The following is a 16,487-nucleotide window of genomic DNA, read 5'->3' as shown; positions in this document are numbered from 1 at the left end:
CCGCTGTCCCCTCCGAGTCAACGGCCGGGGAGCGCCGAAGGTGCCGGGAAGTCCGAAAAGTGTTCGCTTCACGAGCGGCGCCTCACCAGAATCCGCACATGGAGCCGATCACCCTCACCAGCGACCGTCTGCTGCTGCGCCCCTTCGGCCGCGGCGATACGGACGCGATCCACGCCGCCTGTCAGGACCCCGACATCCAACGGTGGACGGTCGTGCCCTCCCCGTACAGCCGCGCCGACGCGGAACTCTTCGCGGAAAAGCTCTCTCCTGGCGGCTGGCACGACGACTCCATGTACAACTTCGCGGTGGTCCTGCGCGAGAGCGGGGCCCTGGCCGGCGCCCTCGGCATCAACCGCCGCAATCTTCCGGGCACGTACGAGGTGGGGTTCTGGACCGCCCGGGAGCACCGGGGCCGCGGCTACACGGCGGAGGCGGTGCTGGCCGCCGCCCGCTGGACCTTCACCGCACTCGGCGGCGACCGGCTGGAGTGGCGCGCCGAGGTGGGCAACGTCCCCTCGCGTGCCGTGGCGCTGAGGGCGGGATTCCGGATGGAGGGCGAACAGCGGTCGGGTCTGTTCAACAAGGGAGTACGGCGCGACACCTGGATCGGTGCGCTGCTCCCTTCCGATCTCGGCCTGCCGGGCACCCACGCCTATCTGCCCGCCCCCTGACCCCTCCGGGGTCTGCCGCCGGTCTCCGGTCCCGACGGATCGCGATCCCCATGGACTCCACGACTCCTCGGCCGGCTGTCAGTGCCTGCCTCTAGGGTGCGAGGCATGACGTCTGTGCCGCCTCCCGCCGTTGAACTCTCCGCCGACCAGGCGCGCAGGATCGCCCTGCGCGCCCAGGGCTTCCTCGGCGCCCCGGACCGCCGGTCCGGGGTTCCGGGCGTGCTGCGGCATCTCGGCGCCGTACAGCTCGACACGATCTCGGTGCTCGCGCGATCACACGAACTGATTCCGTACGCGCGCCTCGGCTCGGTCGGCCGGCGCACCGTCGAGGAGGCGTACTGGTCGGGTGGCCGTACCTTCGAGTACTGGTCGCACGCGGCCTGCATCCTGCCGGTCGAGGAGTGGCCGCACTTCGCCTTCCGCCGCCGCGCCTACCGCTCGCGCCCGCACTGGCACCACGACCTGCCGGACGGCGCCTACGAGACGGTGATCAAGCAGCTGCGCGCCGAGGGCCCGCTGACGGCGACGGAGCTGGGCGGCGCGAAGAACGGCGGGGAGTGGTGGGACTGGTCGGCGTCGAAGGTCGCCGTCGAGCGCGCGCTGATGTACGGCGAGGTGGTGTGCACCGAGCGCCGCAGCTGGAAGCGGGTGTACGACCTCGCCGAACGGGCCCTGCCCGACGACGTGCTGCACGACGATCTGGACGACACCGAGTGCCTGCGCCGGCTGGTCGCCCTCGCGGGACAGTCCCTGGGGGTGGGCACCCGGGCGGACATCGCGGACTACCACCGGCTGAAGGGTGAGCAGTTCGACGCGGTGGTGGCGGACTCCGGACTGGTTCCGGTGACGGTGCGGGGCTGGGCGAAGCCGGCCTGGGCGGACCCGGCGGCGCTGGCCTCGGAGCCGCGCGGGCGGCATCGTACGACGCTGCTGTCGCCGTTCGACTCACTGGTCTGGGAGCGGGCGCGCACCGAGCGGATCTTCGGTTTCACCCACCGCCTGGAGGCCTACGTCCCCAAGCCCAAGCGGGTCCACGGATACTTCGCGATGCCGCTGCTGGCGGGCGGAAAGCTGCAGGGCCGCGTCGACCCGGCGCGCGAGGGCAGCACGCTGGTCGCCCGGCAGGTGTCGTTGGCGAACGGGAAGGCCGTGGTGCAGATGGCCGAGGCGCTGGTGGAGGCCGCGTCCTGGGTCGGCTGTACGGACGTCCGGCTGGAGCGGGTCGACGCACCGGAACTGCGCGGACCGCTCGCTCAGGAAATCGCCCGCGCCCTGGCCTGAGCCCGCATTCCCCTGCCCTCACCCGCCCCTTTGCCGGACCGGGCCTTTACCCGGCGTTAGGCTCTTCCGTCCCGCTGTCCCGCCGCCCTGTCGCATCCTGCCCTGTCCGGCGCGTCTCCGGGCAGGTCACCTGATCTCCAGGATCTTCTCCCGCATGGCATAGACCACGGCTTCCATCCTGGAGTGCAGCTGCAACTTCTCCAGAATGTTGCGGACGTGGTTCTTCACGGTGTTCTCGGAAATGAACAGTTCCTTCGCGATATCGCGATTGTTCATGCCCGTTGCAACGAGTTTGAGGACTTCGAGTTCCCGGTCGGTGAGCCGCGGCGCAGGTACCAGCCGGCGCTCGTCGGTCCGCTGGATCATCGACTTGAACTCGGTGAGCAGTTTGGACGCCATGGAGGGGCTGATCTGGGACTGCCCGTCCGCGACCGCACGAATGGCCGTGGCCACCTCGTCCGTGGAGATCTCCTTGAGGAGATAACCGGTGGCTCCGGCCTTGATCGCGTCGTAGAGGTCGGCCTCCTCGTCGCTGATCGTCAGCATGATGATCTTCGCACTGGGGGCCACCTCCTTGATGGAGGTGCAGGCCTCGATGCCACCGCGCTTGGGCATCCGTACGTCCATCAGCACGATGTCGGGGAGCAGATCGGCGGCCTTGTCGACCGCCTCCGACCCGTCACCCGCCTCGCCGACGACCTGGATGTCCTCCTCCTGGGCGAGGACGATCTCCAGGCCTCTGCGGAAGAGCGCGTGGTCGTCCACCACAAGGACCCTGATCGGCTCCTTGCGGAAACCGCTGTCCGCGCCGGTGCCGGCACCGGCGATGTCGTCGGCATCATTCGCATCACACACGGGCCCGAAGGTGTCCGCCATCGTTCCTCCCCCTGAAGGCCGTGGCCTGAAGTACACACTGTCCGCCAACGGCAGTTCACAGAGCACCGATTGGCTTGGGACGCCATGATTCCATGCCTGGACGTCAGAACGGTGATCGTGTGGTCTCACGCGGGTGCCCCTGGGGGCGCACAGGCACTCCAGGGGCACCGCGGAAGGGTGGCGTCAGCCGCCGAGCGCACCGCCCGCGCCGCCCGCCTCGTCGGCGGCCAGCGGGTCGGTCCTCAGGTGGATGACACCGTAGTCATAGGCATGCCGTCGGTAGACGACACTGGGTTCCTTGGTCTCGGAGTCGACGAACAGATAGAAGTCGTGCCCGACCAGTTCCATCTCGTAGAGCGCCTGGTCGAGCGCCATCGGTGCGGCGACATGCGTCTTCTCGCGCATCACCAGCGGACCCTCGCCCTGAATCTCCAGCGAGCCGAACCTGGTAGTGGGCACGGACTCGGTCGACTCATTGGCGATCAGGTCGCCCTCGCCGTTGAACGACGCCGCACCCGGCACGGTCTCGGCGACCTCGGCAGCGGGAATCCGGCCATTGCCACGGCGGCTGTAGCGCTTGTCGTGCTGCTTGCGCAGCCGCGCCTCCAGCTTGCCGGTGGCCAGGTCCAGCGCTGCGTACGGGTCGCCTGCGGCCGCTTCCGCCCGGATGACCGGACCACGCGAGCGGAGCGTGATCTCCACCCGGTCGGAACGGTCGGCCTGACGGGGGTTCGGCTCCTTGGACACCTCGACGTCGAGGCTGATCACCTTGCCGTCGAACTTCTGGATCTTGTCCAGCTTCAGTTTCTCGGCCACGTGCTTGCGGAACCGCTCGGGCACCTCGGTCTTGCGGCCCTTGACGACGATGTCCACGCAGAACTCCGTTCCCGGATCGCTCCGCTCAGGGGCGGAGCATCTCCCTTTTGCACCAGGCCCCGGTGACAACCGGAGCCGCGGACTCGGTGACTTCCACCTCCTCCTCCCCCATCGGTGAGGACTCCACCCCACCGAATTCCAGCTTCTGGACTACCGGTGTGTTGCCTGCCCGAAACCTGGCGGTGCATTCATCGAGGTCCGGCATTCACCATTCCTCACAACCGAACATAGCCTGCCTGGCCGGATGTCGGCACCCGCTACTCGCACGTACCTCCGATCGGGCTGTTTTCCCTACTCATTACCTGCAACGATGCAGGTTCATTGACAGTTCCGGTTTATTTCGAAGGCCGACGGAGATACTGCGACAACGGCCGCCTGCCCGCTGCCGGGGGCAGCACCCTCGTGCCCGCACGCCGCCCCCACCGCCCGAGCCGCCTCGGTGAGCGAGGCTCCTGTCGTCAGGAGGTCGTCCACCAGCACCACCCGTCCGGCCGCAAGCAGTCGCTCGCCCCCGGCCACGACCTCCAGCGCCCCCGCCAGATTCACCTGCCGCTGACGGGCGCCCAGCCCCGCCTGGTCGGCCACCGCGCGTCGCTGCCGAAGCACCGCGACCACCTGGGCCCGGGTGCCGCCGCGTCTCAGCTCGCCTGCCGCGGCCAGCGCGATCCGGCGCGTCGGATCATGGCCTCGCGCCGCCACCGCACACCGCGCCGACGGCACGGGCACGAGCAGCAGCGGGCCGACAACACCCACTTGCCCCGTCCCGGCCCGTACGGCCCCCGCCAGAGCCTTGCCGAGCGCTCCGGCCAGCCCCAGCTCACCCCGTTCCTTATGGGCCAGCAGCACGGCACGTACCGCGTTCTCGTACGCGGCGGCCGCGTGCACCACCGGCAGGCCCACAGGTTCCGGGACGGGCCTCACCCGGCGCGGCACCCCGCCGTGGAGCTCCGCACCGCATTCCTCGCACAGCTCCACGCGCGGCCTGCCGCAGCCACCGCAGGACACCGGCAGCACCAGGCCGGAGATCTCCCGCCACCACCCCCTCATGACTCCACTGTGCTCTTCCCGGAGCGAGCGGGCCACCCCTGTGGAAAACGCGGAACGGGCCCTGCGATTCTCAGCCCGGGTAGACCAGCGACGAGCCTTCCTTGACCACCGTCTGCCAGTTGTCACCGGGCGACAGCTTCACGATCCCGTCGCTGGACGTGGCAGCCATCAGCGGAAGCTGCTCGTCGTCCGCCGCCGCGACCGACGACACCTGGTTCACACCCGGCAGCACACCCGATGCGGACGTCGAACCGTCCGCCTGCACGTAGCGCACCTGCTGCACGCCGCCCTGCTCCTTGCCGACCACCACGAGGCGGCTGCGGCCCGACCACGACATCGCAGTCACATCCGTCAGCTGCGGCGCGGCCTGACGCAGCTCCACCACCGACACCTGCTGCTCCGATGCCGGCCCGCGCCGCTCGATCCGGCCGATCTTCAGCGTGTTGCGGCCGTCCTGGGTCACCAGCAGGGCGATCCGCACTCCGTCCGCGGACATGCGCAACGCCTCGATCCGCCCGCCGCCCAGGTCGGGCACGGCGACCTCCTGGGGCTTGCCGGTACCACCGGCCAGCCGCAGCAGTCTGGGCTTGTCGAGATCCCGGTCGGCCACCCACAGGTCACCCCGCCCGTCCCAGCTCGGGGTCGACAGACGGTGCTTCGCGTCGTGGGCACCGCTGGTCACCGAGGCCGGGGGAAGCTCACCGTCCGAGACGATGGACGACACATAGAGAGACGCCCCGTCGTGCGAGACCGCCGCCGCCGACTGCTCGTCCCTGGCCACACCGACCGCGCCCATCCGCACCGGCCCGTCACCGAGCGGACCGGCCACCGTCTCCGGGGTTCCACTGCCCTTGGTGCTGCCGGGAATTCGTTCCACATGCCCCTTGGCATCGACGAAGTACTGGCTGTCCGGACCGCTCGACGAACCGTCAGGGGCGAACTCCTCCGCCTGATCCGCCCCGAGCAGGCACAACGGGGAGCCGTCGGAGCGCTGCAGCTCGACCTGCTCGACCCGTGCGGACGTCAGATCCCTCAGGGTGTAGAGGATCTGCGAGGCCATCATGCGACAGGAACGCTGCCCGACACCGTCCGCCTTCTTGTCGAGCGGGACCTTCAGTACGTTGCGGTCGTCGGGTGCCAGCGAGGTGACGCCTTTCTTCAGCGCCGTACCGCGAGGGAACCGGGATGCGACCACCGGCCGCAGCCAGTTGGTCGGCCCCGCGAGGAGACTGCGGACGGACTGTGTCACGGTGTCCATCCCCGTGACGGGATCCGTCCGGCTGCGGAGATAGACGGGGTCGGCGACCAGGGTCGACTGCACCTCTGGCCGTCCCGTCGCGAAGTAGTACTTGTTGACGGAGCGGTAGAGACGCTTGAAGTCCGACTGCCCGAGCAGAAGACCGTCCGGCACGAGGTCGATCCGCCACTCCTTGCCGTCGGGCCCGTTCTCCTTCACCAGATGCAGGGTCTGGTTGTAGTCGGTGGGCGCGAGCGGCTGATAGGCGCTCTCGGCGTCGACCGTCGCCACCTTCTCACCGGTCAGGGTGTAGGTGACCTCGGTGATGTTGCGGTCGCTGTCGCGCAGCGGCCGGTCGTTCCTGTTCGGCGCGTTGGTGAGCACGGTGGTGAACGCGTTCGGCTTCCATGTCTCGGCCGCCTTCTTCGTCAGGTACTGACGGGTCGTCCTGAAGCGCGGGTCATCACTGGTCATGGACTCCAGGAAGCCGTCGACCACCTCGTTGGGGGTGGCGTTGTCACGCGGCGCGACGGCGTACACCTGCACCTGGGAGTCGCCGGGCTGCGAGGCGTCGACGGCCTTGACATCCCCGGCGACGGGCATCGAGCCGCACGCGGACAGCAGCACCACACCGCATCCGAGCAGCGCGAACAGTCCCAGCACGCGTCCATGGCCGTCCCTGCGACGGTCAGTGCCCACGATTCGCGTCCCCCCGCTCCGGGTCCTGCACCGCAGTGTCGAATTCGCCGCCCGACCGGTCCTCGGCATGGCGCGCGACCACCCGTGCGCCGCTCCCCGGCAGGGCTGCCGGATGCACCGAGGCCGGCGCCGTCCGTGGAGCCGCAGGCGTGCGGGACGGCACGGGCAGTGCGGACCTGTCATTGCCGCCGGGCTGGGCCGGCACAGCCGTCAGCCGGTGCTCGCTCCCGGTCTTCGGTGCGGTCGCGGCCCGCTCACGGTTCTCCCGGTTGCTACGGGAGTCCTCGGGCTCCAGCGGTATCGGTGATCCGCGCAGCGGCTCGTCCGCCGTGCGCGGCAGAGTCAGACGGAACTGCGAACCGCCGCCGGGCTCGCCCCATGCCTGCAGCCACCCGCCGTGCAGCCGGGCGTCCTCCACCGCGATGGAAAGCCCGAGACCGGTACCACCGGTCGTCCGCGCGCGGGCCGGGTCCGCCCGCCAGAACCGGTTGAACACCCGCGTCGCCTCGCCCGGCTTGAGCCCCACTCCGTAGTCCCGGACGGCCACGGCGACCGCGCCTCCGGCCACCCCCATCCGCACCACGACGTCGCGGCCCTCACCGTGTTCGACGGCGTTGACCACAAGGTTGCGCAGCACGCGCTCGACGCGCCGTGCGTCGGCCTCCGCGATCACCGGCTGCTCGTCGCCGACCACCCGGATCCGGGTGCCCTTGCGCTCGGCCAGCGGCTCGGCCCCGCCGATCACCCGCCGTACGACCTGCCGCAGATCTATCGGCTCCGCCTCCAGCGCCGCGGCGCCCGCGTCGAACCGGCTGATCTCCAGCAGATCGGAGAGCAGCGACTCGAACCGGTCGAGCTGGTCCCCGAGCAGCTCCGCGGAGCGGGCCGTCACCGGATCGAAGTCGATGCGGGCCTCATGGATGACATCGGCGGCCATCCGCACGGTCGTCAGCGGTGTCCTCAGCTCGTGGGAGACATCGGAGACGAAGCGCCGCTGCATCCGGGAGAGCTCCTCCAGCTGCTGGATCTTCAGCTGCAGGTTCTGCGCCATCTTGTTGAAGGCCTCACCGAGCCGGGCGATGTCGTCCTCGCCGGTGACCTTCATCCGTTCCTGGAGCCTGCCGGCGGAAAGCCGCTCGGCGATACCGGCCGCCATGCGTACCGGCGTGACGACCTGCCGCACCACGAACCAGGCGATGGCCCCGAGCAGCACGACAACGAAGAGTCCCGCGGTCGCCAGCGTGCCCTTGATCAGCGTCAGCGACTTCTCCTCCTGCGTCAGCGGGAAGAGGTAATAGAGCTGGTACGGGTTGTGGTCGATGTCGTAGAGCCGCTTGCCCACGACGAGTCCGGGCTGCGGCTGCTGCCCGTTCGCGTACTGGATCTCGGAGTACGTCTGGTACGCCCCGGGCCCCTTGTTCACGGCGTCCCGCAGGCTCTGCGGAATGCTCACCGCCTCCACGCTGCCCGAGCCGCGCGGGGCACGGGTCCCCTCGTCGGCACTGAGCGCCACCACGTTGAAGGCGTTCTTTCCGCCGCTGGCGAGCTGGTCGACGAGCTCGGTCCGCCAGGAGTTGTTGGCAGTGGTGCCGTCCGTCGTGTCGCCGCCCTGGCCACCGGGGGTGAGCGGGGCGTTCGCCTTCTCCTGGGCTGCGGCGAAACCGCCGGCCGCCTGCGTCTGAGCAGCCTTGCCCTTGGCGTCGAGCAGGCCGTTGCGCACCTGCCCGATCACCACCAGCCCGAGGAGCAGCACCACACCGAGCGACATGAGCAGCGTGCCCGCGACGACCCGCAGCTGGAGGTTGCGCCGCCAGAGCCGTACGGCGGGCAACAGCGGACGCCGCACCCAACGCATCAGCAATCGCGGCACAGGACCGCCGGGCGCCCGGTCGTGGAACAACCGGCCGCCCTGCAGGAGGCGCCCCATCTGGAACGCCTTGTGTCCTGGACCGGCAGCCCGCTCCGCACGGGCTCCCGGCTCCCCGGGCTGCGGAGCAGCGCTACTCGGGGGCATCTCAGCTCGGTCCGGCCTTGTAACCGACCCCTCGGACGGTCACCACGATCTCCGGGCGCTCCGGGTCCTTCTCCACCTTGGAACGCAGCCGCTGGACATGCACATTCACCAGCCGGGTGTCGGCGGCGTGGCGGTATCCCCACACCTGCTCGAGCAGCACCTCACGGGTGAAGACCTGCCACGGCTTACGGGCGAGCGCGACCAGCAGGTCGAACTCCAGCGGGGTGAGGGCGATCGACTGCCCCTCCCGCTTCACCGAGTGACCGGCCACATCGATGACCAGGTCCCCGATGGCCAGCTGCTCCGGCGCCGGTTCCTCGGACCTCCGCAGACGTGCCCTGATCCGGGCAACCAACTCCTTAGGTTTGAACGGCTTGACGATGTAGTCGTCGGCCCCGGACTCCAGACCCACCACCACGTCAACCGTGTCGCTCTTGGCAGTGAGCATGACGATCGGCACACCGGACTCGGCCCTGATCAACCTGCAGACCTCGATGCCGTCCCTACCGGGCAGCATGAGATCCAGCAGGACCAGGTCCGGCTTGGCCTCACGAAATGCGGCAAGTGCCTTGTCGCCGTCCGCTACGAACGACGGCTCGAACCCTTCACCACGCAGCACAATCCCGAGCATCTCGGCCAGTGCGGTGTCGTCGTCGACGACAAGGACGCGTCCCTTCATAATCGACATCATCCCATTAGCTAATCGTTACCTGCGATGATCTGGCACACAGCTCTGCCAGTCCGACCCCCGTGACCGGGGAAATTGCACCCTCCTCCGTGACGATCGCGGTGACCAACTCCGGCGGCGTGACATCGAACGCGGGGTTGTACGCGGGGGTTCCCACCGGTGCCACGAGCAGTCCACCGGCATCCGCGCCCGCCACGCCGACCCGCAGCAATGTGAGCTCCGTCACTTCGATCGCCGGTCGCTGCTCAACGATGATCGACGCTCCGTCCGCGGTGTCCAGATCCACGGTCGTCGTCGGCGCGACCACGATGAACGGTATGTGGTGGTACTTCGCGAGCACCGCCAGCGGATAGCTCCCCACCTTGTTCGCCACCGCCCCGTCGGCGGCGATGCGGTCCGCCCCGATGAGCACGGCATCCACCTCCCCCGCAGCGAACAACGAACCTGCAGCGTTGTCCGTGAGCAGGCTGTACGGCATGCCGTTGCGCGCCGCCTCGTACGCCGTCAGCCTGGCCCCCTGCAACAGCGGACGCGTCTCGTCCACCCACAGCCGCCGCAGCCGCCCCTCCCGGTGCGCCCCGAGCGCCACCGCGAAGGCAGTGCCCTCACCACCGGAGACCAGGGCCCCCGTATTGCAGTGCGTCAGCAGGCGGTGCCCACCGCCTGCTGGCAGCAGCTCGTCCAGCAGGGCAAGGCCGTGCCGAGCCATGCGCCCACTGGCCTCGGCGTCCTCCCGGTGCAGCGCCCTGGCCTCGGCCAGCGCCACGGCCGCGGCCCGCTCCGGATCCGCCCCCTTCCCGACGGCCTCCCGATATGCCCCGACGGCCCGCCGCACCCCGTATCCGAGATTCACCGCGGTGGGCCGCGCCCGCTCCAGCAGCTCCGCGGCCACCGCCACGTCGTCTCCCCGCACGGCCGCGAGAGCCACCCCATAGGCCCCCGCGATCCCCAGCAGCGGGGCACCACGCACCGCCAGCGTCCGGATCGCCCGCACCAGAGCAGGCACATCGGTGCACACCAGCGCGGCTTCCTCCGTCGGCAGCCGCGTCTGGTCGAGGAGCACCAGTGCGGGACCTTCCGGAGGCTCGGCCCAGCGAAGTACGGGAAGCGCGGGGGGCTCGATGCCCACCGGCGGTTGCGCGTCCTGATCAGCCATCTGCCCAGTCTGCCCGGTGAGCCACCCACAAATGAAGGTACGAAGGAGATCGAGCGCCCGGCCCATACCGGAGCAGCGCGTGGCACGATGGCTGCCAACCTGCCGCCCCGATGAGCGGACAGGACCATGAAGGAGCGAGAATGAACGACACTCCGGGCTGGGCCTCGCCCGGATCTGCCCCCTCCGAGGGTCAGGGCGCCGATGTCCCCCGGCCCTCCGAGCCCGTCGACGGCAGCGGCCCGGCAGGGAACTGGTCTCCCACGCAGCCGCCCCCAGAGCAGTGGTCCCCACCGAGCATTCCCGGCACAGGTCCTGGCGCACGGCCCTCCGCCGCGGGCTGGGGCGGCGGACCGCAGGGCCCCGGCTGGGGGCAGCCGCCCTTCGCGGCCAAGCCCGGTGTCATCCCGCTCCGGCCTCTCGGCGTCGGCGAGATCCTCGACGGTGCGGTCTCCACGATGCGCGCCCATTGGCGCACGGTCCTCGGCATCACACTCACCGTGTCCGTGATCGCCCAGATCGCGATCATCCTCGTGGAACGTTTCCTGCTGCCGGAACCTACGCAGATCGATCCGAACGCCACCGGCACGGAAGCGCTGCGGCAGGCCGCCGACTCTGCCCAGTCGACAGTGTTCAACAGCGTGCCGTCCATGCTCATCACCATGATCGCCACGCTGATCACGACATCTGTGCTGACCGTGGTGATCAGCCGCTCGGTGCTGGGCCGCCCCGTGACGCTCTCCGACGCCTGGACCGAGGCCCGGCCCCGGCTTCCCCAACTGCTGGGCCTGACCCTGCTGGTGGCCCTGATCAGCGCCGCCATCATGGCGGTCGGCCTGCTCCCGGGCATGCTCACCGGATCGGCCGCGGGTGCCGGACTCGTCCTCATCGGATTCACGGCCGCGTTCGCCGTCGTCATCTGGCTGATGGTCCGCTTCTGCCTCGCCTCGCCGGCCCTGATGCTGGAGCGGCAGTCGATCATCACCTCCATGCGCCGTTCCGCGAAGCTCGTCAGGGGTGCCTGGTGGCGAACCTTCGGCATCCTGGCGCTGACCGGGCTGCTGACGCTCATCGTGGCCGTGGTCATCGCCATTCCGTTCGGCGTCATCGCGATGGCCGTGGACGGCGACGGAATCGGCTCCGCCCTCACGAACAGCTCCACAGACTTCGGCTGGCCGTTCCTGATCGTCTCCGGCATCGGCCAGGTGATCGTCACGACGATCACGTACCCGCTCTCCGCCGGCGTGATGGCACTGCTCTACATCGATCAGCGCATCCGCCGCGAGGCACTCGACCTCGAACTCGCCCGCGCAGCGGGCCTGCCCGGATACGACACCAGGAGCTGATGCCGTGTCGGGGGCGGGGGGCACCACAGCAGTACGGCTACTGATCCACTCGAGCGGCGACATACCCGTGGACACTCCACGTGTCCCCGCCCGCGAGGCCGCGAAGCACGAACTGTCCAAACCGATGTACCACGAGAACGATCCCAACCTCCTCCAGCAGGGCCTCGACAAGCTCTGGGGCTGGATCGGCGATCTCCTGGGCACCGCCTCCAGCGCCGCGCCCGGCGGCCCGGTCGGTCTTGTCGTGCTCGTACTGGTCGTCACAGGCCTGGTCGCCGCACTCTGGTGGCGGCTGGGCACTCCGAGCCGCACCGTGCGCTCCTCGGACGCCCTTTTCGACGACAGCCCCCGCAGCGCGGCCGAACACCGGAAGGCCGCCGAGGCCCACGCCGCCGCCCGACGCTGGAACGAGGCGGTCCAGGAACGGATGCGCGCCATCGTCCGCTCCCTGGAGGAGCGCGCCCTGCTCGACCCCCGCCCCGGGCGCACCGCCGACGAGGCCGCCGCCGAAGCAGGCCGCCCGCTGCCCGCACACGCGACGCGACTCCACGCTGCCGCCCGAGAATTCGACGACGTCACATACGGCGGCCGTACCGTCGACCAGCAGGCATATCTGGCCGTACGAGCTCTGGACCTCGATCTCGAAACCGCCAAGCCTCTCCTGACAACCGCGGCCCAGGGGGCAGTCGAATGACCGGGGTCACCGCTGTCTCCACCTCGGCGGCCCTCACCCCTCACCAGATCTGGGTCCGCATCCGCGGTCTGCTCCTCGCCCTCCTCGTACTCGTCGCCTCCGGTATCGCTCTGGCAACCGTCCGCTCCGGTGACCAGCACGGCCGCCTCGACCCTCGCTCCGCCGACCGCTACGGCAGCCGGGCCGTCGCCGAACTCCTTGAGGAACGCGGCGTCTCCGTTCACGTGGTCACCACGCTCGACGACGCCACCGCCAAGGTCGGCCCCGACACCACGTTGCTCGTCGCCTCCCCCAATCTGCTGGCACCGCGCCAGCAGAGCGAACTCCGTGCCGCGACCGAGAACTCGGCCGGTCGCACGGTCCTCCTCGCGGCCGGCCCGCCCTCCGTGCGCACGCTGGTCCCAGGTGTCACGGCGGAGTCCGCCGGCCCCGTAGCCCCCCGCGCCCCCGCATGCTCCCTGCCCGCCGCCCGCAGCGCCGGCGACATCGAAACGGGAGGCTTCCGCTACGCCTCGGACGGACCCGGCACCATCGGCTGCTTCCCGAGCGGCGGCCTTCCCACCGTGCTCCTGGTCGAACAGGGCGCGGGCGACACCGTGCTCCTCGGTTCCCCCGACCTTCTCCTCAACGACAGGCTCGCCAACCAGGGAAACGCATCCCTGGCGCTGCAACTTCTCGGTTCCCGCCCGCATCTGATCTGGTACCTCCCCTCGCTCGCTGATTCATCCGGTGCCACCGAGAACGGGGGCACCGGTGGTGACGACGCCCCTGACAGCCGCAGCTTCGCCGACCTGGTCCCCCGGGGCTGGTTGTGGGGCACGCTGCAACTCGCACTGGCCGCTGTGCTCGCCGCCGTCTGGCGTGCCCGTCGTCTGGGCCCCCTGGTGTCCGAGCGACTGCCCGTGGCCATCCGGGCCTCCGAATCCACCGAGGGCCGGGCCCGCCTCTATCGCAAGACGAACGCTCGCGACCGGGCCGCCGACTCGCTGCGTTCCGCCACCCGCACCCGCATCGCCCCACTCATCGGCGTCTCCCCACGCGACGCCCACTCCCCCTCAACACTTGTTCCTGCCGTTTCCGCCCGCCTGAGCAGCACTGACGACAGCCTCCAAACCCTGCTCTTCGGACCCGCCCCGTCCGACGACGCCGCTCTCGTCCACCTGGCAGACCAACTCGACACCCTCGAAAGAGAGGTACGCACGCCATGAGCGCCCCGCCCCCAGTGCCCGCCGAGACCACCGAGCCCTTCGGGAACGGCGACACAGCCCGCGCATCCCTGGAAGCGCTGCGCTCAGAGATCGCCAAGGCCGTGGTCGGCCAGGACCCGACCGTCACCGGACTCGTCGTCGCTCTGCTCTGCCGTGGCCACGTCCTCCTCGAAGGCGTCCCCGGAGTGGCCAAGACCCTCCTGGTCCGGGCTCTCGCCGCCTCACTCGAACTCGACACCAAGCGCGTTCAGTTCACCCCCGATCTGATGCCCAGCGATGTCACCGGCTCGCTGGTCTACGACGCCCGCACAGCCGAGTTCTCCTTCCAGCCCGGCCCTGTCTTCACCAATCTGCTTCTCGCCGACGAGATCAACCGCACCCCTCCCAAGACGCAGTCCTCCCTCCTGGAAGCCATGGAAGAGCGCCAGGTCACCGTCGACGGAACCCCCCGGTCGCTGCCCGACCCCTTCCTCGTGGCCGCCACGCAGAATCCCGTCGAATACGAGGGCACCTACCCTCTCCCCGAGGCCCAACTGGATCGGTTTCTCCTGAAACTGACGGTGCCCCTGCCCTCGCGGGAAGAGGAGATCAGCGTCCTCACCCGTCATTCCGACGGCTTCAATCCACGTGACCTCAAGTCAGCCGGCATACGCCCCGTCGCCGGCCCCGCCGACCTGGAAGCCGCCCGCAACGCGGTCGCCCGGACCAAGGTCTCTCCCGAGATCGCCGGTTACGTCGTCGATATCTGTCGTGCCACGCGTGAATCCCCCTCGCTATCCCTCGGCGCCTCTCCCCGAGGCGCCACCGCCCTGCTGTCGACCGCCCGCGCCTGGGCCTGGCTCACCGGCCGCGACTACGTCATTCCGGATGACGTGAAGGCCCTGGCACTCCCCACACTTCGCCATCGCATCCAACTGCGGCCCGAGGCGGAGATGGAGGGTGTCACCCCCGACTCCGTCATCACAGCCGTCCTCGCCCACGTCCCCGTACCCCGATGAGGCGGTGACCGTGGCCCTCACCGGACGTACCGCCTTGCTGGCCGCCCTGGGGTCACTCCCTGTAGGCATCCTGGACCCCAGCTGGACCGGAATGCTGGCAGTCAACGCACCGCTCTCTTTGGCAATTCTCTGCGACTATGCCCTGGCTGCACCAGTGCGAACGCTTCAGTTCACCCGATCCGGTGACACAAGCGTTCGACTTGGCGAAACCGCCGAAGTGCAACTCACCGTAACCAATCCTTCCCGTCGCAGACTGCGGGCACACCTTCGTGACGCCTGGCCACCCAGCAGCTGGCCCACCGGTACGGAACAGACTTCCTCGCGACACACACTTGCGGTCCCGGCAGGCGAACGCCGTCGGCTGACCACCGTCCTGAGACCGACACGGCGGGGTGACCGCCGAGCCGAGCGCATCACCGTCCGCTCGTTCGGACCTCTGGGGCTTGCCGCCCGACAAGGGAATCACCAGGTCCCATGGACAGTGCGGGTCCTGCCTCCCTTCACCAGCCGGAAGCACCTGCCGTCCCGCCTCGCCAGACTCCGCGAACTCGACGGCCGCACCAGTGTCCTCACCCGTGGCGAAGGCACGGAGTTCGACAGCCTGCGTGCGTACGTGCCCGGCGACGACACCCGCTCCATCGACTGGCGGGCCACTGCACGTCAGTCCGCCGTCGCAGTGCGCACATGGCGCCCCGAGCGGGACCGTCACATCCTCGTCGTCCTGGACACCGGCCGTACCTCGGCAGGGCGTGTCGGGGACGTGCCCCGTCTCGACGCCTCTCTGGACGCGGCCCTGCTACTCACGGCACTTGCCACTCGTGCGGGGGACCGCGTGGATCTACTGGCCTACGACCGTCGCGTCCGCGCACAGGTGCAGGGCCGGTCCGCGGGAGAGGTCCTGTCGGCCATGGTGAACGCGCTGGCGCCCATCGAGCCGGCCCTCATGGAAACAGATGCCCGAGGTCTCGTCGCTGCCGTGCTCGCCGGCGCGCCTCGTCGCTCCCTGATCGTGCTTCTCACCGGTCTGGACGCAGCCCCCGTGGAAGAAGGTCTGCTCCCTGTACTCCGTCGTCTGACCCAGCGCCATACCGTGCTGGTGGCTTCCGTGGCGGACCCGCACGTCGAGCAGATGGCGGGCGCAAGAGGCACAGTGGACGCAATCTACGAAGCTGCCGCGGGCGCACAGGCCCAAGCAAGGCGACTCCGCACCGCAGAACAGCTCCAACGGCACGGCGCGGTGGTTGTCGACGCCACTCCTGACAACCTCGCCCCTGCTCTCGCCGATGCCTACCTCGCCCTCAAGGGAGCGGGTCGGCTCTGACTCATCCCGCCGCCACGAACCAAGCCATCCGCAAGGAAAGGGGCTTCCGAGCCGGCCGTAAACGCAGAAAAGCCCCGTGCCACAAGGGCACGGGGCTTTCCCGTAAAAGGAGTTCGGCGGCGTCCTACTCTCCCACAGGGTCCCCCCTGCAGTACCATCGGCGCTGAAAGGCTTAGCTTCCGGGTTCGGAATGTAACCGGGCGTTTCCCTAACGCAATGACCACCGAAACACTATGAAATTAACCAACACCGGAAAAACACGGCCGTTCGTTATTTCAGAACTAACACAGTGGACGCGAGCAACTGAGGACAAGCCCTCGGCCTATTAGTACCAGTCAGCTCCACCCGTTACCGGGCTTCCACATCTGGCCTATCAAC

General features: G+C 69.4%; 14 protein-coding genes and 2 rRNA genes. 7 read left to right on the top strand and 9 right to left on the bottom strand.

All coding sequences use genetic code 11. The features are described from left to right. The first annotated feature begins 98 nt into the window (after positions 1-98). A complete protein-coding gene (locus ACFV8T_RS02555; RefSeq protein ID WP_385323678.1) occupies positions 99-671 on the top strand; it encodes a GNAT family N-acetyltransferase in 573 nt (190 codons plus the stop codon). Positions 672-776: 105 nt separating this feature from the next. After that, the gene (locus tag ACFV8T_RS02550) at positions 777-1,952 is read left to right on the top strand and encodes a winged helix-turn-helix domain-containing protein (protein ID WP_385323676.1); all 1,176 of its coding nucleotides are present in this window, start codon (positions 777-779) and stop codon (positions 1,950-1,952) included. Positions 1,953-2,078: 126 nt separating this feature from the next. On the opposite strand, the gene ACFV8T_RS02545 is transcribed toward ACFV8T_RS02550, so the two are convergent. The 7 genes from ACFV8T_RS02545 to mtnA all read right to left on the bottom strand — a co-directional run bounded on the left by ACFV8T_RS02545 (position 2,079) and on the right by mtnA (position 10,545). Next, positions 2,079-2,828, bottom strand: coding sequence for a response regulator (locus ACFV8T_RS02545; protein ID WP_385323673.1), 750 nt, complete (start codon positions 2,826-2,828; stop codon positions 2,079-2,081). 183 nt (positions 2,829-3,011) lie between these two features. Then, positions 3,012-3,701 carry a ribosome hibernation-promoting factor, HPF/YfiA family gene (gene hpf, locus ACFV8T_RS02540; protein WP_385323671.1) on the bottom strand — a complete coding sequence of 230 codons (690 nt, stop codon included), beginning with the start codon at positions 3,699-3,701 and terminating at the stop codon, positions 3,012-3,014. A gap of 321 nt (positions 3,702-4,022) precedes the next feature. Further along, on the bottom strand, positions 4,023-4,751 hold the full coding sequence (locus ACFV8T_RS02535; RefSeq protein ID WP_385323669.1) for a ComF family protein: 729 nt from the start codon (positions 4,749-4,751) through the stop codon (positions 4,023-4,025). Between the two features lie 70 nt (positions 4,752-4,821). Further along, entirely contained in the window at positions 4,822-6,687 is a 1,866-nt protein-coding gene (locus tag ACFV8T_RS02530; RefSeq protein WP_385323667.1) for an LpqB family beta-propeller domain-containing protein, read from the bottom strand. Then, the gene (gene mtrB / locus ACFV8T_RS02525) at positions 6,677-8,701 is read right to left on the bottom strand and encodes an MtrAB system histidine kinase MtrB (RefSeq protein ID WP_385323665.1); all 2,025 of its coding nucleotides are present in this window, start codon (positions 8,699-8,701) and stop codon (positions 6,677-6,679) included. Before mtrB ends, ACFV8T_RS02530 begins: the two co-directional genes overlap by 11 nt. Before the next feature lies 1 nt (position 8,702). Next, complete coding sequence (gene mtrA / locus ACFV8T_RS02520; protein ID WP_187438793.1) at positions 8,703-9,392, bottom strand: two-component system response regulator MtrA; 690 nt, start codon at positions 9,390-9,392, stop codon at positions 8,703-8,705. A gap of 4 nt (positions 9,393-9,396) precedes the next feature. Next, positions 9,397-10,545, bottom strand: coding sequence for an S-methyl-5-thioribose-1-phosphate isomerase (gene mtnA, locus ACFV8T_RS02515; protein WP_385323662.1), 1,149 nt, complete (start codon positions 10,543-10,545; stop codon positions 9,397-9,399). Between the two features lie 140 nt (positions 10,546-10,685). Here mtnA and ACFV8T_RS02510 point away from each other — a divergent pair, with 140 nt between their 5' ends. The 5 genes from ACFV8T_RS02510 to ACFV8T_RS02490 are packed head-to-tail and all read left to right on the top strand — an operon-like array spanning position 10,686 to position 16,109. Further along, positions 10,686-11,888, top strand: a complete 1,203-nt coding sequence (locus tag ACFV8T_RS02510; RefSeq protein WP_385323660.1) for a hypothetical protein — start codon at positions 10,686-10,688, stop codon at positions 11,886-11,888. Between the two features lie 4 nt (positions 11,889-11,892). Next, positions 11,893-12,582: a DUF4129 domain-containing protein gene (locus tag ACFV8T_RS02505; RefSeq protein WP_385323657.1), complete on the top strand. Its 690-nt coding sequence runs from the start codon at positions 11,893-11,895 to the stop codon at positions 12,580-12,582. After that, positions 12,579-13,790 (top strand): DUF4350 domain-containing protein, encoded by a 1,212-nt coding sequence (locus tag ACFV8T_RS02500; protein ID WP_385323654.1) that lies wholly within the window; start codon positions 12,579-12,581, stop codon positions 13,788-13,790. The genes ACFV8T_RS02505 and ACFV8T_RS02500 overlap by 4 nt, the downstream gene beginning before the upstream one ends. Next, a complete protein-coding gene (locus ACFV8T_RS02495; protein WP_385323652.1) occupies positions 13,787-14,788 on the top strand; it encodes an AAA family ATPase in 1,002 nt (333 codons plus the stop codon). Before ACFV8T_RS02500 ends, ACFV8T_RS02495 begins: the two co-directional genes overlap by 4 nt. Before the next feature lie 10 nt (positions 14,789-14,798). Continuing rightward, positions 14,799-16,109 (top strand): DUF58 domain-containing protein, encoded by a 1,311-nt coding sequence (locus tag ACFV8T_RS02490; RefSeq protein ID WP_385324724.1) that lies wholly within the window; start codon positions 14,799-14,801, stop codon positions 16,107-16,109. A 111-nt stretch (positions 16,110-16,220) separates the two neighbouring features. Here ACFV8T_RS02490 and rrf read toward each other — a convergent pair. Then, positions 16,221-16,337 (bottom strand): 5S ribosomal RNA (gene rrf / locus ACFV8T_RS02485). Positions 16,338-16,414: 77 nt separating this feature from the next. Next, positions 16,415-16,487 (bottom strand): 23S ribosomal RNA (locus tag ACFV8T_RS02480); the annotation flags it as partial.

The organism is Streptomyces sp. NPDC059832 (assembly GCF_042731715.1).
Taxonomy (GTDB): domain Bacteria; phylum Actinomycetota; class Actinomycetes; order Streptomycetales; family Streptomycetaceae; genus Streptomyces.
The sequence above is the reverse complement of the archived record's forward strand: the minus strand, read 5'-3'. Positions and strand labels throughout refer to the sequence as shown.

Coding starts and splice junctions, on each gene's coding strand:
- ACFV8T_RS02555 (WP_385323678.1), top strand. CDS start 99: ATGGAGCCGATCACCCTCACCAGCGACCGTCTGCTGCTGCGCCCCTTC.
- ACFV8T_RS02550 (WP_385323676.1), top strand. CDS start 777: ATGACGTCTGTGCCGCCTCCCGCCGTTGAACTCTCCGCCGACCAGGCG.
- ACFV8T_RS02545 (WP_385323673.1), bottom strand. CDS start 2,828: ATGGCGGACACCTTCGGGCCCGTGTGTGATGCGAATGATGCCGACGAC.
- ACFV8T_RS02535 (WP_385323669.1), bottom strand. CDS start 4,751: ATGAGGGGGTGGTGGCGGGAGATCTCCGGCCTGGTGCTGCCGGTGTCC.
- mtrB (WP_385323665.1), bottom strand. CDS start 8,701: ATGCCCCCGAGTAGCGCTGCTCCGCAGCCCGGGGAGCCGGGAGCCCGT.
- mtrA (WP_187438793.1), bottom strand. CDS start 9,392: ATGATGTCGATTATGAAGGGACGCGTCCTTGTCGTCGACGACGACACC.
- mtnA (WP_385323662.1), bottom strand. CDS start 10,545: ATGGCTGATCAGGACGCGCAACCGCCGGTGGGCATCGAGCCCCCCGCG.
- ACFV8T_RS02510 (WP_385323660.1), top strand. CDS start 10,686: ATGAACGACACTCCGGGCTGGGCCTCGCCCGGATCTGCCCCCTCCGAG.
- ACFV8T_RS02500 (WP_385323654.1), top strand. CDS start 12,579: ATGACCGGGGTCACCGCTGTCTCCACCTCGGCGGCCCTCACCCCTCAC.
- ACFV8T_RS02495 (WP_385323652.1), top strand. CDS start 13,787: ATGAGCGCCCCGCCCCCAGTGCCCGCCGAGACCACCGAGCCCTTCGGG.